The organism is Flavobacterium erigeronis (assembly GCF_054075165.1).
The window spans coordinates 64,562-88,413 of record NZ_JBSKGP010000007.1 but is presented as its reverse complement, the minus strand read 5'-3'; the positions used below and the strand labels follow the sequence as shown (position 1 = coordinate 88,413).

Genomic DNA, 23,852 nt, shown 5'->3' with positions numbered 1-23,852 from the left:
GAACTGATATATACAAATGAAGAAGATACGTAATTTTTGCATTATTGCACACATTGACCACGGTAAAAGTACATTAGCAGATAGGCTTTTGGGCGCTACACAAACCGTTACAGCTCGTGAAGAAAAAGCACAATTGCTTGACAACATGGACTTGGAGCGCGAGCGTGGAATTACCATTAAGAGTCATGCCATCCAGATGGAATATACTTATAAGGGAGAAGAATATATCTTAAACTTAATTGATACTCCAGGACACGTAGATTTTTCGTATGAAGTTTCAAGATCTATCGCTGCCTGCGAAGGGGCACTTTTAATTGTTGATGCTGCACAAAGTATTCAAGCACAAACGATTTCAAACTTATATTTAGCTTTAGAAAACGACTTGGAAATTATTCCAGTTTTAAATAAAGTAGATTTGCCAAGTGCAAATCCAGAAGAAGTTAGTGATGATATTATCGATTTACTTGGATGTAAATTGGAAGATATTATTCATGCTTCTGGAAAAACTGGTTTTGGTGTTGAGAACATTCTTGCTGCCATTATCGAAAAAATTCCTGCTCCAAAAGGAAATCCAGAAGAGCCGTTGCAGGCTTTGATATTTGACTCGGTTTACAATCCATTCCGTGGAATTGAGGTTATCTTTAGAGTTGTAAATGGAGAAATCAAAAAAGGCCAGAAAATTAAATTTATGGCTACAGACAACGAATATTTTGCAGACGAAATTGGAACTTTAAAATTAAATCAAGTTCCTAAAAATGTGGTTTCTGCAGGAGACGTTGGTTACTTAATTTCTGGAATTAAAGAAGCGCGTGAAGTAAAAGTTGGTGATACCATTACCGATGCAAAAGTACCAACAACGAATATGATTACTGGTTTTGAGGATGTGAAACCAATGGTATTTGCCGGAATTTATCCAGTTGATACTGAAGATTACGAAGACTTGCGTTCTTCTATGGAAAAATTACAATTGAACGATGCTTCATTAGTTTTTGCTCCAGAAAGTTCTGCTGCTTTAGGATTCGGTTTCCGTTGCGGATTCTTAGGAATGCTTCACATGGAAATTATCCAAGAACGTTTAGAACGTGAGTTCGACATGACGGTAATTACTACTGTACCTAACGTTTCGTATTTGGCTTATACTAAGAAAAATCCAGAAACACCTTTAGTAGTAAATAACCCATCAGATTTACCAGAGCCTTCAAAACTTGATCGAGTTGAAGAGCCGTTTATTAAAGCGACTATCATTACAAAAGCCGATTTCGTTGGAAACGTAATGAGTTTATGTATAGAAAAACGTGGTTTAATTACCAACCAAACTTATTTGACAACAGAACGTGTTGAATTAAACTTCGACATGCCTTTGGCGGAAATTGTATTCGATTTTTACGATCGTCTAAAAACAGTTTCTAAAGGTTATGCATCTTTCGATTATTCACCAATCGGAATGCGTACTTCTAAATTGGTTAAACTGGACGTTCTTTTGAATGCTCAAACTGTAGATGCACTTTCTGCATTGATTCACGAAGACAACGCATACAACATCGGTAAAAAAATGACCGAGAAATTACGCGAATTAATTCCAAGACAGCAGTTCGATATTCCGATTCAGGCTGCAATTGGAGCTAAAATTATCGCTCGTGAAACGATTAAAGCACTTCGTAAAGACGTTACCGCAAAATGTTACGGTGGAGATATTTCGCGTAAGCGTAAACTTTTAGAAAAACAGAAAAAAGGTAAAAAACGTATGCGTCAAGTAGGAAACGTAGAGATTCCGCAAGAGGCATTTATGGCTGTTTTGAAATTGAATGACTAGTTCTTTTTTTAGAATATAGAGGAAAGAATATAGAATATAGAGGAACCCAATAGCGAAAGTTATTGGGTTTTTTATTTGTATTTACTTCTAAAATTACAAAGACAAAACCTACAAATTTATCCAAATTTTAACTTGAATGATTCAATATTAACGCGTTCGACTAAACTTTAAGGCTTTTAAAAACGCCTATTGTATTTTTAATCTTACAAACAATTTAAAAATATGTAAGATTATGAAAACCAAATTATCAGTTATTGTAGCACTTTTTACCTTTTGTTTCGCAAATGCACAGCAAGACCAAGTTGATTCTGAAATGAATTCTGCAAAAGGCGTGACTTTTGAAAAAGGAGATATGTTCCTTGAAGGTTCGATCAAAATTAGTACAGGTGGCGAAAATGATTATTATGGCTTTAGTCCTAAATTTGGCTATTTACTAAATGATAAATTCGCAGTTGGTGCAAAATTAGATTATTCGAGTAATGAAGAGGAAGCAACAGGTGTAAAAACCAATGTATTTGGAGTTGGTGCTTTTGCCCGTTACTACTTTTTAGAATTGGATAAAAAACGTTTCAAAGCTTACGCAGAAGCTGGTTTAGGTTTTGGAAGAAACAAAACCGAAACACCACTTGTTGGCAGTGATACCGATAATAGTTTAACCGCTGATATTAATGTGGGACTAAACTATTTTATTACCAAAAATGTTGCTGTTACTTTTGTTTTGGCTAATGTTTTGGCGTACAACAGTGTATCTCCTGAAAATGGTCCTTCTTCAGATACTTTCCAATTAAACATCAATTTATTTGAAAATATCTTCGATCAGCCGCAATTTGGCTTATTGTATAGATTTTAATTTTTTTTTTTGCGATTTAAAGTCGAAAAGCTGTTTCAATTTGGAACAGCTTTTTTAGTTCTATAAATATCAAACCTTAGTAACTTAGCATCTCAGAATCTTAAAACTTTAAAAAATGGACGAAACTCCAAAACGATTTGACCGCATAGTTGCTATTCTCATTCAGTTGCAATCTAAAAAAATTGTGAAAGCCCAGGAATTAGCCGATCGTTTTGAGTGCAGTTTAAGAACTATTTATAGAGACATTAGAACTCTTGAAGCTTCTGGCGTTCCTATTTATAGCGAAGCCGGAGTTGGTTATGCTTTGATGGAAGGTTACCGACTTCCGCCTGTTATGTTTACGCGCGAAGAAGTAAGCAGTTTTATTGCAGCCGAAAAACTGATGCAGAAATTTACTGATCCTTCTTTAGGAACGCATTATGCGTCGGCGATGTACAAGCTAAAATCGGTTTTGAGAAGTAACGATAAAGATTATCTTTCGAACATCGAATCGAGAATTGTAATGCAGGATGGAGAACCGATGTTTAATGATAATTCGCCGAATACTTTGGCGGTTTTGTTCGAAAGTATTGCCGAGAAAAAGCAAATTCTTTTAACGTATAAAACTTTTGATAAAGACGAAACTACTCAGCGAAATATAGAACCTGTCGGCGTTTTTCACGATCATAATAGCTGGTATTTTTTAGGATATTGCCACCTCAGAAAAGATTACCGTCAGTTTCGAACGGATAGAATTTTGGAACTTAAAAAAACAGAACTTGATTTCACGATCGAACATGATTCTCTGGAAACTTATTTAACCAAAAACGAAACGATTCCGACCACAAAGGTTCGAATTTTAGTTCAAAAGAAAATCGCACGATATCTGGTTACCGAAAGAAAATACCACGGATTTATTTCTCAAAAAGAAATAGGCGACGAAATCGAAATGACGTTTATGTCTCATAGTTTGCAAGACGGTTTTCCGCGCTGGTTTTTAATGTTTGGCGATTATGCCAAAATTCTAGAACCAGAATCTCTCAAAGCGAGAGTTTTAGAATTATTAGAAATCAATAAAAAAAGACTTTTATAAAAAAACTCCTGAGAAAATCTCAGGAGTTTTTTTATAAATTTATTGCTGTTTTACAACATTATAAAAATTATAATCGGTATTTGTGGCATCTGTAATTCCGATATTGCGCCCCATTGTTACAATCTGGCCTCGATGGTAAGTCCCGTGATTTATAACCTGTAGTAAATATTCAGAAATGGGCAGTTCGCACTCAAACCACGGATTGACAATTTTCACTTCTTTCTCTAAATCTTCATCCGACAATGAATTAATAAGATGTTTCAATTTTGTAGAGGAATTTAATAATCCAGCAAATATTTCCTCTTTTGACAATTCGCTCTCTTCTTTCTTTTCTAATAATGAAGATTCGGAAATGACAGAAAACCAATATTCTTCAGTAGACCAAATATGATCGAGTGTTTTTATGATAGTCGAAAAACTTGACGGCATTTCGGTATAAAGCAGTTCATCTGATTTCGGCGAAAGCCAATTCACAAATTGCTGATTTACCCATAAATTATAATCTGCATAATTGGACATTATTCTTTTTAAACTCATAGTCGAAAATTTTAATTTAATTAAAAAAAATTATGGTCTTTCCCAGAAAAATGGAGGCTCAATGTTTAAAGCTCTTAAATATACATAAGCTTGTCCACGATGATGCACTTCATTATCAACAAAATACAAAATATTATGGATAATAGGAAATTCATACTGACCAAATAAATTAAAAGTTTCGCTAAAATCTTCAATAGCCAATTGTTCCCAGTATTTGTTGATTTCTTCTGTAGCTTGATCCCATTTTTCAAGATACTGCGCCTTAAAAATTAACTTTTCCTCCCCTTCTGTATACGGTTTGCTATCGCGGTTTACAATTCCTTTCAATGCTGGAGCCGCAATTGCTAAAAGTTCGTCAACTAGTTTTGCAAAAGGTCGCATTCCTCCAATCGAAAATTCGAAGAAATCTTTTTCTGGAAAAGCTTCAATTACACGACGCGTTAAAGCTCTATGACCTTGCCAATGTTTCAATAAATCTTCTGGTGTAATAACTTGTGCTGCTAATGTTTTCATGGTTTTAAAGTTTTAAAATTTCTATATGTCAAAATTAAAATGGGTCGGTGACAACAGTTTGTCAGCAGCAAAAAAATATATTAAAATTATTTTTCCTACCAATAAAACAATATGGAAATACTGTGCGCAGACGTTATACAGACTGTGTATAAACGGCACGGACATACGAAAAGTAGACGCACTGCAGTGCGTCTCTACAGATATACGCGACGTTTATAAAATCTCAGGAGCTTAGAAACTTAAAAACTTAGAAGCTTTAAAAAAATCCTTTGTACCTTTGCAACTTAATAACTTTGGAACTTAACACAAATGATTGAAGATAAAAATCAGCAGAGAACTAGCATAGCACAATTGGGCGAATTCGGTTTGATAGACCATTTAACCAAAAACTTTGATGTTACTCAAGAGTCTACTTTAAAAAGTATTGGTGACGATGCAGCCGTTCTTGATTTTAAAGATAAAAAAGTAGTTGTTTCGACAGATTTACTTATTGAAGGAGTTCACTTCGATTTGGCTTATATGCCTTTAAAGCATTTAGGCTACAAAGCGGTCGTGGTAAATGTTTCTGACATTTGTGCGATGAATGCAAAACCGACTCAAATTACGGTTTCAGTGGCGGTTTCAAATCGTTTTCCGCTTGAAGCTCTAGAAGAATTGTTTGCAGGAATTACGCTTGCCGCGAAAGAATATAAAGTTGACGTTATTGGCGGTGATACAACCTCATCTCAAAAAGGACTAATTATCAGCATTACGGCAATTGGTGAAGCTGATGAAAATGAAATTGTTTACAGAAACGGAGCACAAAAAACTGATTTATTAGTTGTAACTGGAGATCTTGGTGCTGCTTATATGGGATTACAAGTTTTGGAACGTGAGAAACAAGTTTTCCAAGTTAACCCAAACAATCAGCCAGATTTAGATCCTTATACTTATTTAGTAGAGCGTCAATTGAAACCTGAAGCTCGAAAAGATGTACGCACTTTACTTCATGCGCTTGAAATAAAACCTACCGCAATGATTGATATTTCAGACGGATTATCTTCTGAAATTATGCATATCTGTAAACAATCTAAAGTAGGATGTAATTTATATGAAGATAAATTGCCGTTAGATCCGCAGTTTATTTCTACTTGCGAAGAGTTTAATATCGATAGTACAACGGTTGCCATAAATGGCGGCGAAGATTACGAGCTTTTATTTACAATCGACATTAATGATTTTGACAAAATAAAAGGAAATCCGAATTTCTCTGTTATAGGTCATATGGCAGAAGAAAATGAAGGAATACATCTTGTAACCCGCGCCAATACAAAAATTGCTTTAAAAGCACGCGGATGGGATGCTTTGAGTGAATAAATTTTAAGAAACTCCAATAAAAAAATTCCAAATTCCAATTGGCGCAACCAGCATTGGAATTTGGAATTTTTTATTTGAAATTTATCTTTAAAAAAGTCCCTTACTTTTTGCTTCTTTAATCAAATCCAGATCAGAATCGTTTTTGATCTTTAGTAATTCTTTCAAATGTTTTTTTCGTTTTTCTATGGCATTCAAAGAAATCGGAATATTTTGGAGCATTTCCTCAATTGAAGCTCCTTTTCCTAAATGAATCAAAATCTGCTTATCATATTGATCAATTTCGATTGCATTATGAGTGGTTTGATTCAGCATTTTTACAACCGACTGGCTGTAATATTTTTCGTTTTTCATTACTTTATCAAAAGCCAAAAGCAATTCGTCAAAAGTAAGATCATTTTTAATGATCAAACCGTTTGGCTGAATTGATCTAATGATGGTTTTAATTTTCAGCAATTCGGTATACATTGTCAAGAGAATAATCTTGCACGAAGGCATTTTTTTTAAGAGCAGTCTAGCTAAATCTTCGCCCGAAAAAATCTCTTTTTCTTCATAAGGAGGCATGCTGATATCTAAAAAAGCAATATCAAAATGAGGAGTGTTAGTATCTTCAATTATATCATAACCTGATTTGCAATCATGCGCCTGAGAAATTAAAAACTCATATTGTTTTGGATTATAACGGGTTATAGCATTTTTATATCCTTCAATAATAAACGGATGGTCGTCTACTATTAGAATATTCTTTTTTATAAGTGGCGGAACTGAGGCGGTTAAATCAAATGTCATTATGCAGGTTATTATTTGGGTCTATTGGGATTTTTATAATTAGGATTGTTCCTTCTCCTGGGGCAGATTTTATCGTAACTGTACCCTTACATTCTTTCGCTCGATATTCAATATTATGCAAACCAATTCCGTTTTTGGTTTTACTGGTATTGAATCCAATTCCGTCATCTTCGATAGTTAAAACCAGATTGTCGTCATCTTTCTCAAACTGCACTTTAATAATATCTGCCTTCGCATATTTATTACAGTTTTGAAGCCCTTCCTGAACAATTCTATACAGATTGATTTTGTTAATATTACTTATCAAATCCCATTTAATTTCAGGATCAAAAACGGTAATTAATTTCGAACTGTACGTATTTCGCTGATCTTCAAATAGTTTATTTAAAATCGAAACAAAATTATTAATTAATTCCGATTTTTCTCTATTTAAATCATGCGAAATTTCTCGAATATCCTGCTCCACATTTTTAAGTTCGTTGAGATATTTTTTTCTTTTAGAGGCTGCTTCTGCTTCATCAAGCTTATCCAAACTATCCAAACTTATTCTAATACCGAACATTCGTCCCAAAACTCCATCATGCAATTCTTGCGCAACATTTTTCTTTTCTTTTATTCGCGTAAGCTCAATTTCATTCTGCTGCGAAATCATCAAATTGTAAATATCTTCATTTGCAATCTGCTGTTGCTGTTTAAAGAGAAGCTCACGGTTTTTGGCTTGCTGGGTTTTATAAACATAAAAAAACAGCCCGAGCAATGTACAAATACTAAATACATAAACCAAAGTTTTATTTTTTTCCTGAAGATTGGAGTTTTGGTCTTTTATTTCGTTGGTTTCGTACTCTATACGGGAGAATTTCTCTCCCATTTTGCGTTCTGTTTTTTGAAGTTTCTCGCTAATATCAATATACTCTTTAGAGTATATCGAAGCATTTTTCGGATCAACTAAAGCAATTTGTTTTAAAGACTCCAATAAACTTGTAGCAGATTCACTAGAGCGTGATAATTCTACTGCCTCTTTTGAAAATTTCAAAGCCTTAGCTGAGTCTTTTACGAATGCAAAATATTCGGCGAGGTGGATTTTATTTAAAATAACTCCCGATGTTAAATCAAGGCTGTCTCTAATCTTTAGTGCTTGATAAAATTGTTTAGGAAGCCCTTCAGATTCCCGCATTCTAAATTTTGCATAAGCCAGATTATCTAAAAGCATTGCATATAACTTTGGATTACCCTTATACAAATCATCTTGTATTAACCCTTGATGAAAATAATATTTAGCCTTTTTGTAATTTTTCATCCCTAAGTAAACGTAGCCAATATTATTTAGAGAAATTGCCTCCAGTTGTAGTTCTGCAGGAATTGATTTATCTTTTAATATTTCTAATGCTTTATTATGAAACTCTAAAGATTTATTGTATTCTTCCCTATCATTATAAAGTATTCCTAAAGTATTATAACAATCATAAAGCTGATTGCTCACATTTTCTAATTTTTTTAAAATGCTTAAAGCCTTAAAAATGGTAACTTCACTTTCAAAAAGTGCACCTTCCTGATATTGAAGATTTGCTTTACTCGAATACGTTTTTGCAAGATTTAATTCATCATTAATATGAAGATAAATTTTCTCCGCTACGTAGTAGTTCCTATAGGCACTATCTGGAACAGACTTCAATAAATAATAGTCTGCTAAATAAGTATATGCTTTTGCTAAATTAACCGAATCCCTACTCTTTCTTGACCTATCCAAAATGAGATATGAAGTCTTCTTATAGGAATCCCAATCGTTCATATTGTAATACCTATTAGCAATTTTAAAAAGATTTGCTTTATTAATAGAATCATCTTTTTGATCCATAATAATATTGAAAGCTTTTTTATTATATAGCTGTTTTTCTTTATAGGAAAGATTTATATCATTAGCTAAAGAAAAGTATAGAGAAAGACTATCTTTTTGAGCAGTATCATGATCACCATCATTCTTTTTTTGGGAACATCCAAAAAGAATAGTAAAAATAGAAGTAAGTATTAAGCATTTATTTTTCAACAGTTCCCTTTTGAATTTAATCAAAAGTACAAAACTAAAAGACATAAAAAAAGCTGTCAATATTGACAGCTTTTTTTATGTTATTTCAACTATATTAATCCAATTTAATATTTTTTGCGAATGATTGTCTATCAGAATTGAAAGTCTTAGTTTCATTTAGATTTGCTGAATTGCTTGTTTTATAAATATCTAATTTTCTTCCATCTTGACTTGTACCCTGACCACCTCTACTCGCAATTGGCGGATCAATGCTAAGTTTTTCACTTGAAGAGTTAGAAATTGCTGGATTTGCAAAAGAAGTTGCTACTGCTACTAAAGAAAATAATCCGAATGTTAAAGCTGTCTTTTTCATGATCTGAGGGTTTTAATGTTTTGTTTTAATTTTTGGAGATGACTCGCTGTTTGCTTGCGAATCAGAGTGTAAAACTAACACCGTGATCGAAAAAAATTTATACGAAAAATTGAGTTTGTGGTAGATCGTACCCAATTGATAGTCAATGGATAGCAAATTAATGTAACCGTCTAATTTTTAGACTTCTAGGTAATTTCCTGCAGAAAAATCGGCAATAATTTGCTCGACATTTGATCTGTAAGTTTTAGAAAAAGGAATCTTTTTTGAAGAGTTTTTTATGTAACAGGTTGAGTTTCCGCTATGAATTCTTGAAATGTAATTTCGATTGATTACATAACTGTTGTGAATACGAATAAAAGGATACGTTAAAACACTTTCAAAATGCTTTAACGTTTTAAATGCCGTAATCATTTCACCTGTATTCAAATAAATATCTGTTGAGTTATTATCGGCTTGAAAATAACAAATATCTTCAGCATTTAAATACCGATAATCTCCATACGATTTTATACAGATCGTTAATGGTTTCTGGATGTTTTGAGGAATTGTTCCCGCCTCAATTGTAATAGTTGTAGGTTCTTGTCTAAAAGGAGTAATTTGAGTCTCTAAATTGGCTCTGTTAAGTTTTAAAACTGATTTTAAAAAATCGTTTGGCGCAACTGGCTTTAAAAGGTAATCGAAAACGCCATATTGAATAGCGTCAAAAGCTTTTTCTTTTTCTTTTGTGGTTACAATAATTTTAGGAATCTGCTGAAAAAAACGATGAAGTTCGCTAATAAAAGTCAGAGACAAATGACTTGATAAATTATTAGGCTCGATTTCGAGAAAAATTAGATCGGGTTTATGTTCTAAAACCAAGTCTAAACCGTCCTGAAAATTTGATGCCGATCCTACAAAAGATAATTCTAAAAAACCTGAAGCGGCTGTTTGGGTTTTCAAAATACTCTCAGCGTCATCATCAATTATAATATAGGAATACTTTTTCAATTTCGGTTTTATTGGTTTTCTCACTACGCAATCATAATCAAAAAATAGCTTTTAATTGATGTAATGAAGAAAAAAATTTGCTTTCTATGTTATTACAAATTTAAAATTAAGGATTTAAAAATTTTAAACACTTCATTGTTAACACATTACCCATAAATGTTGATACATAAGGATGAAGTGCGAAAAAAGCCGATGAAATGCCTTTTTTAAAAATAAAAATCCCAAACTCCTTGACGGAATTTGGGATCTATAGTATAAACGGTAAAGCTTACATTTTCATTAACCAGTTTTTCATCGAAACTTCATTTTCGATAATAGCTCGTAATTCCGTAATTTTTACACGATCTTGTTTCATTGTATCTCTATGACGAATTGTTACTGTTTCGTCTTCAAGCGTCTGGTGATCTACTGTGATACAGAATGGCGTTCCTAAAGCATCTGCTCTTCTGTAACGACGTCCTACAGCATCTTTTTCATCATAAGCAACATTGAAGTCCCATTTCAAGTCTTCGATAATTTTTTTAGCCACTTCTGGCAAACCATCTTTTTTAACCAATGGTAAAATGGTTGCTTTAGTTGGCGCTAAAACTGCTGGCAATTTCAAAACCGTTCTTGTAGAACCGTCTTCTAATGTTTCTTCTTGTAAAGAAGTTGCAAAAACAGCCAAGAACATACGATCTAAACCAACAGAAGTTTCAACTACATAAGGAACATAGTTTTCGTTAAGTTCTGGATCAAAATATTGTAATTTTCTTCCAGAATATTCTTCGTGTGCTTTTAAATCAAAATCGGTACGAGAGTGAATTCCTTCCAATTCTTTAAATCCGAATGGGAAATTAAATTCGATATCAGCCGCAGCATTTGCGTAGTGTGCTAATTTTTCGTGATCATGAAAACGGTAATTTTCTTTTCCTAATCCTAAAGACAAATGCCAGTTTAAACGAGTTTCTTTCCAGTGGTGATACCATTTCATTTCTTCTCCAGGACGCACAAAAAACTGCATTTCCATTTGTTCAAACTCACGCATACGGAAAATAAATTGTCTTGCTACAATTTCATTTCTAAATGCTTTACCTGTTTGAGCAATTCCAAAAGGAACTTTCATACGGCCCGATTTCTGAACATTCAGGAAGTTCACGAAAATACCCTGAGCCGTTTCTGGACGCAAGTATAAATCCATTGCAGATTCTGCAGAAGCTCCCAATTTCGTTCCGAACATTAAATTGAATTGCTTCACATCTGTCCAGTTTTTAGAACCCGTTTCAGGATCAGCAATTTCCAATTCTTCGATTAGAGCTTTTACATCCTGAAGATCATCGGTCATTCCTTTTGCAAGTCTCGATAAAATAGATTTTTTCTTAAAAAGATTCCTAAATATATTTCCATTATCTTTAACGTCTTCTAAAAGATATCTTATTTTATAACTTAATTCTATAAATTTTGGGTAATCTGTTTCAATCTGTCTAAATAATTCAAAATTTAAAACATCATCGTGATTATTCTTGATACAATCTTTAGTTTTAAAGAATTCATCATAAGATTTAAAATTTCCATTTAAAAATATTAGTTTATTTACTAATTTTAAATCCAAATTATTTAGATTTCCCCTATTCAATAAATCTTCAATTCCAAAATTCATTAATTCAACGGAAAAATTCACAAGATAATTCTGAAAAAATAGAAATTCTAAAGTAAAATTTTCCTCAAACTCATAAATATTTATTAATTTATTATAAAATTTTTCGGCTTCTTCAAAGTTTTCAAATCTCAATTTTTTCTTTGAAAATTCTTTGCTTGCTTTCTGATGAATTTTTTCCGCATGGTCTTCAACCAAAACGTCAGCTCTATATCTCTTTTTAGAATCTTTATTATCAATTAATGGATCATTGAAAGCATCAACGTGACCAGAAGCTTTCCAAGTTGTTGGATGCATCAATATTGCAGCATCAAGGCCGACAATATTTTCGTTCATTTGAACCATTGATTTCCACCAATATTCACGGATATTCTTTTTTAATTCGACACCATTTTGTGCATAATCATATACAGCACTTAACCCGTCGTAAACTTCGCTTGACGGAAAAATAAATCCGTACTCTTTTGCGTGCGAAACCACATTCTTAAATAAATCTTCTTGTTTTGCCATAGTGATGCAAAAATATAAAAACTCCCTATATAAAAAAGAAAAATTATAAAGATTGAAGTATTGATTTTGTTATTTTTGTAAATAAAAACTTTCTTTTTGTGATTAATTACCTGATAAATTTGTTTTTCCCGAAAGTCTGCAGCGGATGCCGTGCTCTTTTACTTCAGAATGAAAATGTTTTCTGTACATCGTGCCGTCATGAAATGCCTCTAACTCAATACCATTTAGATTCAAAAAATGAAGCTGTAAAAAAGTTTTATGGCAAAGTTGATATTCAATTTGCATCGACTTTTTTGTATTTTAATAAAAAGGGAATGGTTCAGGAATTAATCCATAATTTAAAATACAAAGGCCATCAAGAAATCGGCGTTGTACTGGGAAGCTGGTATGCCGAAGATTTAAAGGAAATTCAACTTGAAATTCCTTTTGATGCCGTAATTCCTGTTCCGCTTCATAAAAGAAAATTTAAAGAACGCGGTTATAATCAGGTTACGACTTTTGGAAAAGCAATCGCATCTGGTTTTAATATTCCTTTTGAGGAAAATATTTTAATTCGAAAGATCTATTCTAAAACACAATCTAAAAAGAATCTTTTAGGAAGATCTGAAAATATCGAGAATATTTTTGATGTAGAATTTACAGAAGCCAATCACAACAAACATTTCCTAATTGTTGACGACGTACTTACAACGGGCGCAACAATTGAGGCTTGTTCGCTAGCTTTATTAAAAATCCCTGGCGTAAAAATCAGTGTAATTTGTATGGCTATGGCGCATTAAGCTTTTAAAGATTCTAGGTTTAATTTACCAATATCTTTTTTATTACTTTCTTTTGTCCATCAGTAACCGTCACAAAATAAAGACCTGAAGGTACATCTGGTAATTGAATATCTTGAATAAAATATCCTGAACCTTGGAAAGTTCTGTCATAAACATATTTTCCATTAATATCATTGACATAAACTTTAATTTCGCTTATTGAATCTCTCTCAAATTGTACCGTAAAACTTCCTTTGTTTGGATTTGGATAGGCAATAAATTCAGCATTTTCAAAATCATCGTTTCCTAAAGTATAGGTTTTGTTACAGATATTTACTGAAGCAGAATTTATGGTTCCTAATGCTCCTACCTTATCATCGTAAACTCTAAAAGTCCAAGTTCCTTGAGAATTTTCTCCATTAAAAGCATTTAAGGCTGTTGACGGAATCACAATTTGACTTGTAGTCGTATTGCAGTTTAAAGCAGATCCGCTATCGTCAAATTGTAAAGCAAAAGTAGAACTTGTATTATCACAATTTTTATTAAATAAAGTTACAACTGTCCCTAGCGGACTAATAATCTGCATCGTCAAATCTGAAAATCTCGCATGCGTCACATTTACCGAAACATTAACATCTGAAATAGATCCGGTAGAAGCTGGCACAGCAACTGTTTTGTTAACGTTTGCGCCATCACCCGTCGAATACCCACCGCCAAAACTATAGGAAGAACAAGATGTAGAAACCGTATATCCTACAGCAAAAGGCATACTATTTAAAGCATAATAAATATTTCCAACTGGTTCTATTAAAAGTCTGCAATTTGTAGAAACCTCAACATCCGATGGAACTAATATTGTTTCTGTTCCATCATTTGGAGTATTAGCTGCCAAAACAATTGGAAATGTTGTACCTCCGTCAATAGATAATTTTATATTCACATTTGATGATCCTGGAAGTGTGTTTGTATTGTTGACACTCCAAGTTATTGTTTGTGCAGATCCTTGTGCCCATCCAATATTATCTTCTTTTTGCGAAGTTACTGCAAATGGTCCCGCAGAAGCACTTACTGTGACAACCATTGCGTCTGTACTAGTTTGTACTTTTCCTGAAGCTGCATTATCACGTCCTGTAAGGGTAAAATTCATTGTTTTTGCAATCGACGAAACAGATTCCCAACTTGTAGTCAGCTGGTTATTGAGTACAGAACTTAAAGCTGGCATGTAGCGAACTGGAGAAGCTGTAGGTGGAAAAGATCTAAACATTGGACCATCTGGTTTTGTTGGAGAAGCAAAACTATTTCCCGCAAAAGCCGTTGTGGCACTATCGTATTGTTCCCAAGTATAAGTTATTGAATTTCCTTCAGGATCAGAACCTGTTCCTGTTAATACAAATGGCGTACTAATTGGAATTGTATAATCTTGACCTGCAATTATCTCAGGCGGATTATTATCAGTTATTGGTGTTGAAACAGGACAAGTTTTTCCTGCCAAATTATTCTGGATCTGACTAATGCTTGCATACGAAAAATAATCGTCAGAATGATCTTGAACATTATAGCCTTTTGTTACTCCGGCATATCCCATAATGGTTGATCCGCTTCCTGGTTCGTAACATGTTCCCATTCCTTCATTTGCATACGAAAAAGTATGCGATCCGCCGAGCTGATGCCCCATTTCGTGAGCAACAAAATCAATATCAAAATTATCGCCTTCTGGTTTTGCATCTGCTGGAGAAGTAAATGCACTACCTTTTCCGACAGGATCATTGGCAGTTGGGCTCACACATACGCAACCAATACAGCTTGCATTTCCTCCGCCTCCAGAACCTCCAAACAAATGACCAATATCATAATTGGCCTCACCAATAACATTAGTTAATGTAGTTTGAACTTGTTTTGGCCAAGTTCCTCCATCGACAGCTCCTTGTGAAGGAACAGAATAAGGATCTGCAGCCGCATCAGTATAAATAACATCGGTGTTATTAGCGATTAAAACTACTCTTACAGCAAGGTCTCTTTCAAAAATACCGTTTACACGAGTTAAAGTCGCGTTCATTCCTGCTAAAGCTCCTGATTTTGTTCCACCAAAATAAGCCGCATATTCTCCTGTGCAAGATAATGCCAATCGAAGTGTTTTAAATTGTTTGGCATTAGAAGTTGTTTTTGCCGTTGTTGACAATTTATTTTCAGCCACTAAATCAATAGTTTTACAATCTAAAAATCTTCTTGTCTCTGCGTTGTCTTGTGCTTTAAACAAAACATATTCCGATTTATTATCAGGATTTTGTTCAATATATTCTGTTGGTTTTGCTGTTCTAAAAACCATTGTCTGCATTCCGATCGGTGCAACGCTAAAATGGATTTTAGCATTTTTATCATCTATTCCACGGCCTTCATAAGCTTTGATTTCTGGATATTTTGCCTGTAATTCCGGATCAAAATTAGAAGATTCCCAAACCGAAAAACGTTCTAAATTTCCATCAGTATTTGGAATCGTAATTTCTGAAACTGTATTTTTTGCTGTTTTATTAGACGCTGAAGCCAGCTTAGAATTAAGAAGATTGCTATTTAATTTAAAATATAATTTGCCCGAGCTTACCCCATCTGCTTTTCGCGAAAGCGATGAAGAAGTTACTTTTTGCCACAAAACATCCTGTGCACTCACATTGGCAAAACAAAAAATTAAAAATATACAAAGTAGTTGTTTTTTCATCTTCTTAAAATATAATATCAAAATTACTTCAATTAATTTGAAATCATATTATCTATACGACAATTATTGCTTTTTAATCGACGAGTTGGCTTATTTCCACAAAAAGATCTGTTATACGTTAAAATTCGATTTGGCATAGTATTAAATTTAAAAGAGAATAGTATAAATTTGCAGCATCTTAAATAATTTGTTTTGAAGCTCTTTCATTCTATAAACGATTTTCAGTCAACCAAGAAAACAATCTTAACTCTTGGTACCTTTGATGGTGTGCATATTGGTCATAAAAAAATTCTAGATCGAATTACGCAGCATACTGAAAATGGGAAATACGAAAGTTTGGTTCTGACCTTTTTTCCGCATCCGCGAATGGTTCTTCAAGAAAAATCGGAGATACGATTGCTGAATACCATTAGTGAAAAAATAAAACTTTTGGAAGCTACTGGAATTGAAAACTTAATTGTTCATCCTTTTAACGAAAGTTTCTCAAGATTAACCGCAGAAGAATTTGTTCGCACCATTTTGGTCGAAAAATTCCAGATACAAAAAATCATTATTGGACACGATCATCGTTTTGGCCGCAATAGAACTGCAAATATTGATGATCTGATTGCTTTTGGACTCGAATACGGATTTGAAGTAGAGCAGATTTCTGCTGAAGAAATTCAAGATGTTTCAGTTAGTTCAACCAAAATTAGAAAGGCTTTAAATGAAGGCAACATGGCACTTGCCAACGAATATTTAGGCTACAACTATTTCTTGAACGGAACTATCGTAAAAGGAAAACAGCTCGGAAGAACAATTGGTTTTCCTACCGCAAATATTCACATTGAAGAAGATTATAAACTAATCCCAAAAATTGGCGTTTATGTTGTTAAGGCAACTGTAAACGGTGAAACTGTTTTTGGCATGATGAATATTGGTTTCAATCCGACTGTTAATGGCGAAAAACAAACCATTGAAGTGCATTTGTTTAATTTTGACAAAGACATTTACGATCAAAATATTGAGGTTTCGTTACTGCATTACATTCGCGAAGAGCAAAAATTCAGTTCAGTAGACGCATTAAAAGAACAGCTTAATCAAGATAAAATTGAATCTTTGGCTTTTATAAATTCGTCCTTAAAAAACCAAACCGCATAGTTTTTACCGTTTTTAAATCATCGTAGTTATTTTTTTAGTAAATTTGATAGACCACTGTTTTTCAATTATTTACTATTAACTTCTAAAAAATAACCACTATGAAATTACCTAAAGAAATTACCAACGGTTTTTTGATTTTCCTCGGAATTGGCATTTATTTTTTATTAATGAATGTACTAGGTTTAGCAGATTTGTTTTATTTGAGAACACTCAACGTTTTCATTATATTCTACGGTGTTAATAGGACCATGCAGATGAATTTTCATGAGGGAGAAACCGATTTTCTATCAAACGCTATTTCTGCAATGACAACTTCTGTGGTTGGTGTATGTATGAGTGTTTTTGGTTTATTGGTTTACAGTTACGCCCGAGGCGGAGATGCATATGTAAGAGGTCTCTCTGAAACTTTTATGTTCGGCGGAAATCCATCAGTTCCAACTTACTGTATTTGCCTATTATTTGAAGGTCTTGCCTCTTCTGTAATTGTTACTTTGATGATGATGCTGTATTGGAACAACAAATATGCAGCCGATTAACTTTAAAAATTCTTACAGTAAATTTTAAAGAAATACCTTTCTAAATAATGCTTTTTGAGCATCGATCCGATCAATTTTTTAGTCAAAAGAGAACTAAAATCTCGAGAAATATTTTTAAATTGCTTATAGCAGAGAGTTATAAGCAATTTTTTTATTTATAAAAATGAAGTTAAAACAAATTGAAAGGGTAAAAAAAATCTCAAGAGAAGATTTTGTTTCCCAATATGTAAAAAAACAAATTCCTGTTGTTATTGAAGAATTGACCGAAGACTGGCCAGCTTATAGCAAATGGAAATTATCTTATATGAAAGAAATAGCAGGAGACTCGGTCGTTCCCTTGTACGATGACAGACCTGTAAATCATGAAGACGGATTCAACGAGGCGCACACTACAATGAAAATGAGTGATTATATCGACTTATTGGAAGAAAAGCCTACCAATTACCGTATATTTCTTTACAATTTAATGAAAGAAGTTCCTTCATTAAAGAATGACTTCTTGTGGCCCGATATTGGCTTAAAACTAGTCAAGCAAATGCCAATGTTATTTTTTGGAGGAGAAAATTCGAAAGTTTTCATGCATTACGATATTGACTATTCGAATATTCTTCATTTTCATTTTCATGGAGAAAAACAATATATGATTTTCCCGCCAAGTCAATCAAAATTTATGTACAAGGTACCTCATGCCTTAATTTCAAGAGAAGATATTGATTTTGATAATCCGGATTATGAAAAATTCCCAGCGCTCAAAAATGCCGAAGGGTATATTACCAATCTAAAACATGGCGAAATGCTTTATATGCCTGAGGGATATTGGCATTATATGAAATACCTGACACCTGGATTTTCGATGAGCTTAAGATCGTTTCCAAAAAACATTGTCAATTTATCTAAAGCAGCATACAATGTTTTTATCATGCGCCATTTTGATATTATGATGCGAAAAATTCAAGGCCAGAAATGGATTGATTATAAAAATGAAAAGGCGATTACCAATACGCACGAAAATTTACAGCGTAGTGCTTAATAAAAATAAAAAAGCGGTTGAGTTTTAAATTTTCAACCGCTTTTTATTTTACTGAAATACTATTTTTTTCGTTATCGTTTTACCGCTATCCAGAGTTATTTTTACGAATAAGACCTGCGGTCCCGATTGAAAATTGTTTATTACAAATTCCCTATTTCCAATTTGTTTTTTCTGATATAACAATTTACCTCCAGAATCATAAATTGCCGTTTCCTGAAGATTTTCCTGCTCAGAAAAAGATTGCAGTCTGATGTTTTTATCTTTAACCGAAACAAAAATTTTCTGATCCTGATTCTCAAAATCTTCATTACCTAAGGTTTTATCGTCATCTGAACTTGTATATCGCAATACAAACCGATTAAGAAAAGTTCCTGGTGCTGAAGTAAAAGTATAACCTCCTGTTTTTAAGTTATGGATGGTATTTGTCAAATTGTCTTGCAGATAAATATTCTGATTACTTAAATCTCCGTCGGCATGGTCTATTGCAATGGTAAAATTACCTTCTGGAATCGTAGACTTATATCCTAACGGAATAGTGTCAGTTACAACAAATGGTACTGCACGACCTTGAATAACCAGTTTTTTTCCATCATTGATGCTATAAAAGTCGACAAACGGATTGGCATTCATTGTAACTGCATCATAATTATTATCCCAAGAGTTGGTTGCACCAGTTACATAACCAATAAGCAATTGCTTAAAAGCCGCTTCTGTATTTGTTAAATTTAACCACACACGGTGTTTTTCTATGGCTACAGTTGCCGAAGATTTATAAAACTGACTATTAAGATTAGGCACGCGCATCGAATTGGTAAAGACAACCTGCTCACCAGTTAACGATTGAGCAAAAAAACCTTGCCCAGCGGCAATATATCCAGCAGGTATGGATTGATTCCCAGGATTTGTTGCTGGAGTACCTTCCATTTCTCCTACTTCTATATTCCCTGATAAGTTATAATAAGCAAAATCGCCACTGCTATAAGTAAAAGTATTAGTCCCTGGAATTAGAGTAGGAGCACTATTGTGTGTCCAAAACTGAAGGGTTCCATAAATGCGACCTGAATTATCAGAGATAAATTCATCTGCATAAATTGCAGAAGGATATGGGTTCCCTAAAAAGGTGAGTTTTTCAGGAGCCCCTACCGGCCCTAAAATTGTTCCGTTATTTGGTACTCCTTTAAACTCGCCACCGAAAATTTGAGTTGAGTTTAAATCGTAGAATTGAGGTGATCGAATGCTATAACCATTTCCTTTTACCATTTCTTCTGCTCCATTTCTAATTAGGATCCATTTCTCCGTCACTGAATTAAACTTATGAAATTTGTCCCCAAGTGTATTAGGCGATAAATCATATAGTGTAAATGCGGGCTCACGAGTAACAGGCGAAGACCAATAGGTAACATCATAACGTCTTACTGGGGTCGTATTTCTTTTATAAATAATATTTCCCGTATTTACTACATCTGCGATTTGAACTAAACTTGAATTATTTTCAAAAATCAAAACCCCACTACCAAGTACATTTACTTCATTTGTTACGGTTATAGTATTAGTTCCATTTACAATTAAAGATCCATTGTTTTGAATCGTTAATCTGCTCGCAAAAAAACTTGCATTTGTTCCTGAAATAATAGGATCAACTCCTACGTCTGGAATATCTATACAATCAGAAGCAATAGGAACTCCAGAAGGAGTCCAATTTGCAGGATTTCCCCAATTCGCATCAACATTTCCATTCCATACTTTAGTAACAAAGGCATTTATTGTAATTTGTGTTACTTCTGATACACAGCCCGATGTGTTATTTCTAGTTTGTACATCATAAGATCCAGAAGACAAACCAGTAAATATCCCTGCAGTATTACTAAAATCTACTCCGTCAATACTGTATGTATATCCTGTTCCCGAAGCAGGCGAAGTAACCGTAATAACTCCCGTATTGTTTATACAAGTTGGCTGCTGGGTTACCGATGCCGTTGGAGTAGAAGCTGAATTAATTATTACTGTAAAATTATTGCCAGCCGAAACACAGCCATTCGCATTTTTCACTGTTAAAATTCCTGAATAGGTTCCTCCTGCTGTACCCGCAGGAATTGAAATACTGATTGGACTAGCTGTTAAAGATTCGTCTGTAACTGCCACAAAACTATTTGCAGGACTAGCGCTCCAAGTTATGCTGTAAGTTGTTGGTGAATTCGTGACAGCAGTATAAGGCAATATTGTGTTTTGAGCATTTGTATTTGTGCATACTGCTACAGCAGTTCCCAGAGTTATTGTCGGTAAAGGATTTACCATTACAGTAAAATTATTTGAAGAAGATACACAGCCATTCGCGTTTCTAACTGTAAGCAATCCTGTATAAGTTCCTGGAGCTGTTCCTGCTGGAACTGTAATATTGATGGGACTAGATGTTAATGCTGCGTCTGTAACTGCGGCAAAACTATTTGTCGGACTTGTGCTCCAAGTTATGCTGTAAGTTGTGGGTGAATTCGCGACAGCAGTATAAGGCAATGCTGTACTTTGGACATTTGCACTTATACAGACTGCGGCGGCTGTTCCCAAGGTTATGGTCGGTAAAGGATTTACCGTTACAGTAAAATTATTTGCAGAAGATACACATCCATTGGCATTTCTAACTGTAAGCAATCCTGTATAAGTTCCCGGAGATGTTCCTGCTGGAACTGTAATATTGATTGGACTTGCTGGTAAAGCCAGATTTGTAATTGCCGTAAAACTATTTGCAGGACTCGCGTTCCATGTTATGCTATAAGTGGTTGGCGAATTTGTTACAGACGTATAAGGCAATGCTGTGCTTTGGACATTTGTACTTGCGCATACTGTGGCGGCGGTCCCTAATGTTAGGGTCGGTAAAGGATTTACCGTCACCGTAAAATTGTTTGCAGAAGAAACACAGCCATTGGCATTTCTTACCGTTAAAATTCCTGTATATGCTCCCGCTGGAGTTCCAGCAGGAACTGCAATATTAATTGGACTTGCCGGTAAGGCTACGTTTGTAACCGCCGCAAAACTATTTGCTGGACTGGCATTCCAAGTTATGCTGTAGGTGGTTGGTGAATTCGTTACAGCTGTATAAGGCAGTGTTGTGCTTTGCGTATTTGGACTTGTGCATACTGTGGCGGCGGTCTCTAATGTTATGGTCGGTAAAGGATTTACCGTCACCGTAAAATTGTTTGCTGAAGAAACACAGCCATTGGCATTTCTTACCGTTAAAATTCCTGTATATGCTCCCGCTGGAGTTCCAGCAGGAACTGCAATATTAATTGGACTTGCCGGTAAAGCTACGTTTGTAACTGCCGCAAAACTATTTGCTGGACTGGCATTCCAAGTTATACTGTATGTCGTTGGTGAATTCGTTGCGGCGCTATAACTCAGGCTTGCGGTTTGCGATGACGCATTAAAACACACTGCCGCAGTACCGAGTGTAATAGTTGGAAGCGGATTTACAGTAATGGTAAAATTATTGCCAGAAGACACACAGCCATTTGCATTTCGTACTGTTAAAGTTCCCGTGTATGTTCCCGCTGCCGTTCCCGCAGGAATAGAAATATTGATTGAACTAGCAGGTAAAGCCACATTTGTAATTGCTACAAAGCTATTCGCAGGTGATGCATTCCAAGTTATACTGTAAGTTGTTGGAGAGTTTGCAACAGCAGTATAAGGCAATGTTGTACTTTGCGCACTTGAACTTACGCACACTGCTGTAGTCGCACCTAATGTTATGGTCGGTAACGGATTTACAGTTATGGTAAAATTACTTGCTACAGCAGATACGCACCCAGCAGCATTTCGTACTGTTAGCGATCCCGTGTAAGTGCCCGGAGCTGTTCCTGCCGGAACTGCAATAGTGATTGGACTGGCTGTTAATGCAGCATTTGTAACTGGCAAAAAACTATTTGTAGGACTGGCATTCCATGTAATACTATAGTTTGTTGGATCATTAGTTACTGCAGTATAAGGTAATGTTACATTTTGAAGACTTGCGCTTGCGCATACAGGTGTAACAGTTCCTAAAGTTATCGTTGGTAAAGCACTAACTATTATATTTACAACATTATTTGCAATAAGAGTAGAAACACAATCTACCGAAGTCAAAGAAGTAACGGTAATGGTACTATTCCCTAAAGAATTCAATCCTGCTGCAGTAAAACTTCCAGATCCTGCGGTTGTAACCACCATATTTGCTGTTAGTCCTACCGCATTTGGCCGACTTGTATTATATCTTACCGTGTATGTACCAACGGGAAGACTTGCTGCTGTACCTGTTAACTGCACTTGTGTAGTTGTTCCTGTACAAACATTTGGAGCCGATATACCGGTTAAACTATATGTTTTACAAGTATAAGTAATATTAACATGCCCTCTCGCGCCACTTCCCCCATTTCTTAATGCATTAGCGCTCATCGCTCCACCACCGCCACCGCCATAAGTTGAACCATTAGTCCCTGTCAAGTCTGTTAATATTACGGCGCTTTGCGAAGGCCCACCAGCTCCTCCACCTGAACCAAAATTAGCTCCATTACCACCTGCGCCTGTAGATGCAAATGCGCTTAATGCTGAATTACTACCATTTGTTCCATTTCCTCCTGTTCCTGTTGCCAGATTTCCAACTCCAACACCGCCATTTCCTCCAGTTGGATTAGAGGTCGTTGCAATATTAGCATTACCACCGAATCCACCAGGCGCATTAAAAGAACCTGTAAATCCCGTTATGTATGAAGCTCCTCCTGATGCTCCATCACTAGTTCCTCCTGCGGTAGCTGGTCCAACTACAACGTTCAAACTTGACAATCCTGTTGTTGTGATTGTTCCTCTTGCATAAGCGCCGCCACCGCCGCCACCGCCACTTCTTCCGACTAATGGGGTCACCCTTGCAGCACCTCCAGCACCTCCGGCACCCCAAGCTTCAACAGTAACAACATCAATACCAGCAGGTAAGAGGAAAGAAGGATCGCTAACAGCAACTGAACGTGTTATAATTTGTGCTTTTAAAGCTGTATGGGAAAATAGTAAAATTAAAACAACAAGGATTTTAGAACTCCAGCCAAATTTTAGCTGTTTTTCAATATAAGTTACTAAAGTTGAAAAGCTGAGGAAATTCAGCATTAAAAGTAAATCTTTTTTCATCTTGTGGCATTTTAGTAATTGAAAAATAAATTCAAACTCAAAAAAAGATTAATTGTAGAATTGAAAGACATTTA

General features: G+C 34.7%; 17 protein-coding genes. 8 read left to right on the top strand and 9 right to left on the bottom strand.

Annotated features, from left to right (window positions below):
- Positions 1–16 precede the first annotated feature (16 nt).
- From lepA to ACWA1F_RS14630, 3 genes are all read left to right on the top strand, one after another.
- Complete coding sequence (lepA, locus tag ACWA1F_RS14640) at positions 17–1,813, top strand: translation elongation factor 4 (protein ID WP_456894571.1); 1,797 nt, start codon at positions 17–19, stop codon at positions 1,811–1,813.
- Between the two features lie 232 nt (positions 1,814–2,045).
- Positions 2,046–2,663: an outer membrane beta-barrel protein gene (locus ACWA1F_RS14635; protein WP_306153644.1), complete on the top strand. Its 618-nt coding sequence runs from the start codon at positions 2,046–2,048 to the stop codon at positions 2,661–2,663.
- A gap of 115 nt (positions 2,664–2,778) precedes the next feature.
- Positions 2,779–3,735, top strand: coding sequence for a helix-turn-helix transcriptional regulator (locus ACWA1F_RS14630; RefSeq protein WP_456894569.1), 957 nt, complete (start codon positions 2,779–2,781; stop codon positions 3,733–3,735).
- Positions 3,736–3,774: 39 nt separating this feature from the next.
- Here the strand turns inward: ACWA1F_RS14630 and ACWA1F_RS14625 are convergent, their stop codons facing one another.
- Positions 3,775–4,272 carry a DinB family protein gene (locus ACWA1F_RS14625; RefSeq protein WP_456894567.1) on the bottom strand — a complete coding sequence of 166 codons (498 nt, stop codon included), beginning with the start codon at positions 4,270–4,272 and terminating at the stop codon, positions 3,775–3,777.
- Between the two features lie 30 nt (positions 4,273–4,302).
- Positions 4,303–4,785 carry a DinB family protein gene (locus ACWA1F_RS14620; RefSeq protein ID WP_456894565.1) on the bottom strand — a complete coding sequence of 161 codons (483 nt, stop codon included), beginning with the start codon at positions 4,783–4,785 and terminating at the stop codon, positions 4,303–4,305.
- A gap of 309 nt (positions 4,786–5,094) precedes the next feature.
- Between ACWA1F_RS14620 and thiL the strand changes: the two genes are divergently transcribed.
- Positions 5,095–6,141 (top strand): thiamine-phosphate kinase, encoded by a 1,047-nt coding sequence (gene thiL / locus ACWA1F_RS14615; protein WP_456894563.1) that lies wholly within the window; start codon positions 5,095–5,097, stop codon positions 6,139–6,141.
- An 87-nt stretch (positions 6,142–6,228) separates the two neighbouring features.
- On the opposite strand, the gene ACWA1F_RS14610 is transcribed toward thiL, so the two are convergent.
- The 5 genes from ACWA1F_RS14610 to ACWA1F_RS14590 all read right to left on the bottom strand — a co-directional run bounded on the left by ACWA1F_RS14610 (position 6,229) and on the right by ACWA1F_RS14590 (position 12,456).
- Positions 6,229–6,927 (bottom strand): response regulator, encoded by a 699-nt coding sequence (locus ACWA1F_RS14610; RefSeq protein WP_456894561.1) that lies wholly within the window; start codon positions 6,925–6,927, stop codon positions 6,229–6,231.
- On the bottom strand, positions 6,917–8,971 hold the full coding sequence (locus ACWA1F_RS14605) for a tetratricopeptide repeat-containing sensor histidine kinase (RefSeq protein ID WP_456894559.1): 2,055 nt from the start codon (positions 8,969–8,971) through the stop codon (positions 6,917–6,919). Before ACWA1F_RS14605 ends, ACWA1F_RS14610 begins: the two co-directional genes overlap by 11 nt.
- Before the next feature lie 94 nt (positions 8,972–9,065).
- Positions 9,066–9,323, bottom strand: coding sequence for a hypothetical protein (locus ACWA1F_RS14600; protein ID WP_456894557.1), 258 nt, complete (start codon positions 9,321–9,323; stop codon positions 9,066–9,068).
- Between the two features lie 177 nt (positions 9,324–9,500).
- Positions 9,501–10,310 carry a LytR/AlgR family response regulator transcription factor gene (locus tag ACWA1F_RS14595; protein ID WP_456894555.1) on the bottom strand — a complete coding sequence of 270 codons (810 nt, stop codon included), beginning with the start codon at positions 10,308–10,310 and terminating at the stop codon, positions 9,501–9,503.
- Between the two features lie 268 nt (positions 10,311–10,578).
- Positions 10,579–12,456: a glycine--tRNA ligase gene (locus tag ACWA1F_RS14590; protein ID WP_456894553.1), complete on the bottom strand. Its 1,878-nt coding sequence runs from the start codon at positions 12,454–12,456 to the stop codon at positions 10,579–10,581.
- Between the two features lie 98 nt (positions 12,457–12,554).
- Between ACWA1F_RS14590 and ACWA1F_RS14585 the strand changes: the two genes are divergently transcribed.
- Positions 12,555–13,235: a ComF family protein gene (locus ACWA1F_RS14585; RefSeq protein WP_456894551.1), complete on the top strand. Its 681-nt coding sequence runs from the start codon at positions 12,555–12,557 to the stop codon at positions 13,233–13,235.
- 19 nt (positions 13,236–13,254) lie between these two features.
- Here the strand turns inward: ACWA1F_RS14585 and ACWA1F_RS14580 are convergent, their stop codons facing one another.
- The gene (locus ACWA1F_RS14580) at positions 13,255–15,927 is read right to left on the bottom strand and encodes a zinc-dependent metalloprotease (protein ID WP_456894549.1); all 2,673 of its coding nucleotides are present in this window, start codon (positions 15,925–15,927) and stop codon (positions 13,255–13,257) included.
- Between the two features lie 192 nt (positions 15,928–16,119).
- On the opposite strand from ACWA1F_RS14580, the gene ACWA1F_RS14575 reads away from it, so the two are divergent.
- From ACWA1F_RS14575 to ACWA1F_RS14565, 3 genes are all read left to right on the top strand, one after another.
- Positions 16,120–17,067: a bifunctional riboflavin kinase/FAD synthetase gene (locus ACWA1F_RS14575; protein WP_456894547.1), complete on the top strand. Its 948-nt coding sequence runs from the start codon at positions 16,120–16,122 to the stop codon at positions 17,065–17,067.
- A gap of 98 nt (positions 17,068–17,165) precedes the next feature.
- A complete protein-coding gene (locus ACWA1F_RS14570; protein WP_306153671.1) occupies positions 17,166–17,603 on the top strand; it encodes a hypothetical protein in 438 nt (145 codons plus the stop codon).
- A gap of 163 nt (positions 17,604–17,766) precedes the next feature.
- The gene (locus ACWA1F_RS14565; protein ID WP_456894545.1) at positions 17,767–18,633 is read left to right on the top strand and encodes a cupin-like domain-containing protein; all 867 of its coding nucleotides are present in this window, start codon (positions 17,767–17,769) and stop codon (positions 18,631–18,633) included.
- A gap of 48 nt (positions 18,634–18,681) precedes the next feature.
- Here ACWA1F_RS14565 and ACWA1F_RS14560 read toward each other — a convergent pair whose 3' ends face one another.
- On the bottom strand, positions 18,682–23,778 hold the full coding sequence (locus ACWA1F_RS14560) for a T9SS sorting signal type C domain-containing protein (protein ID WP_456894543.1): 5,097 nt from the start codon (positions 23,776–23,778) through the stop codon (positions 18,682–18,684).
- Positions 23,779–23,852 lie beyond the last annotated feature (74 nt).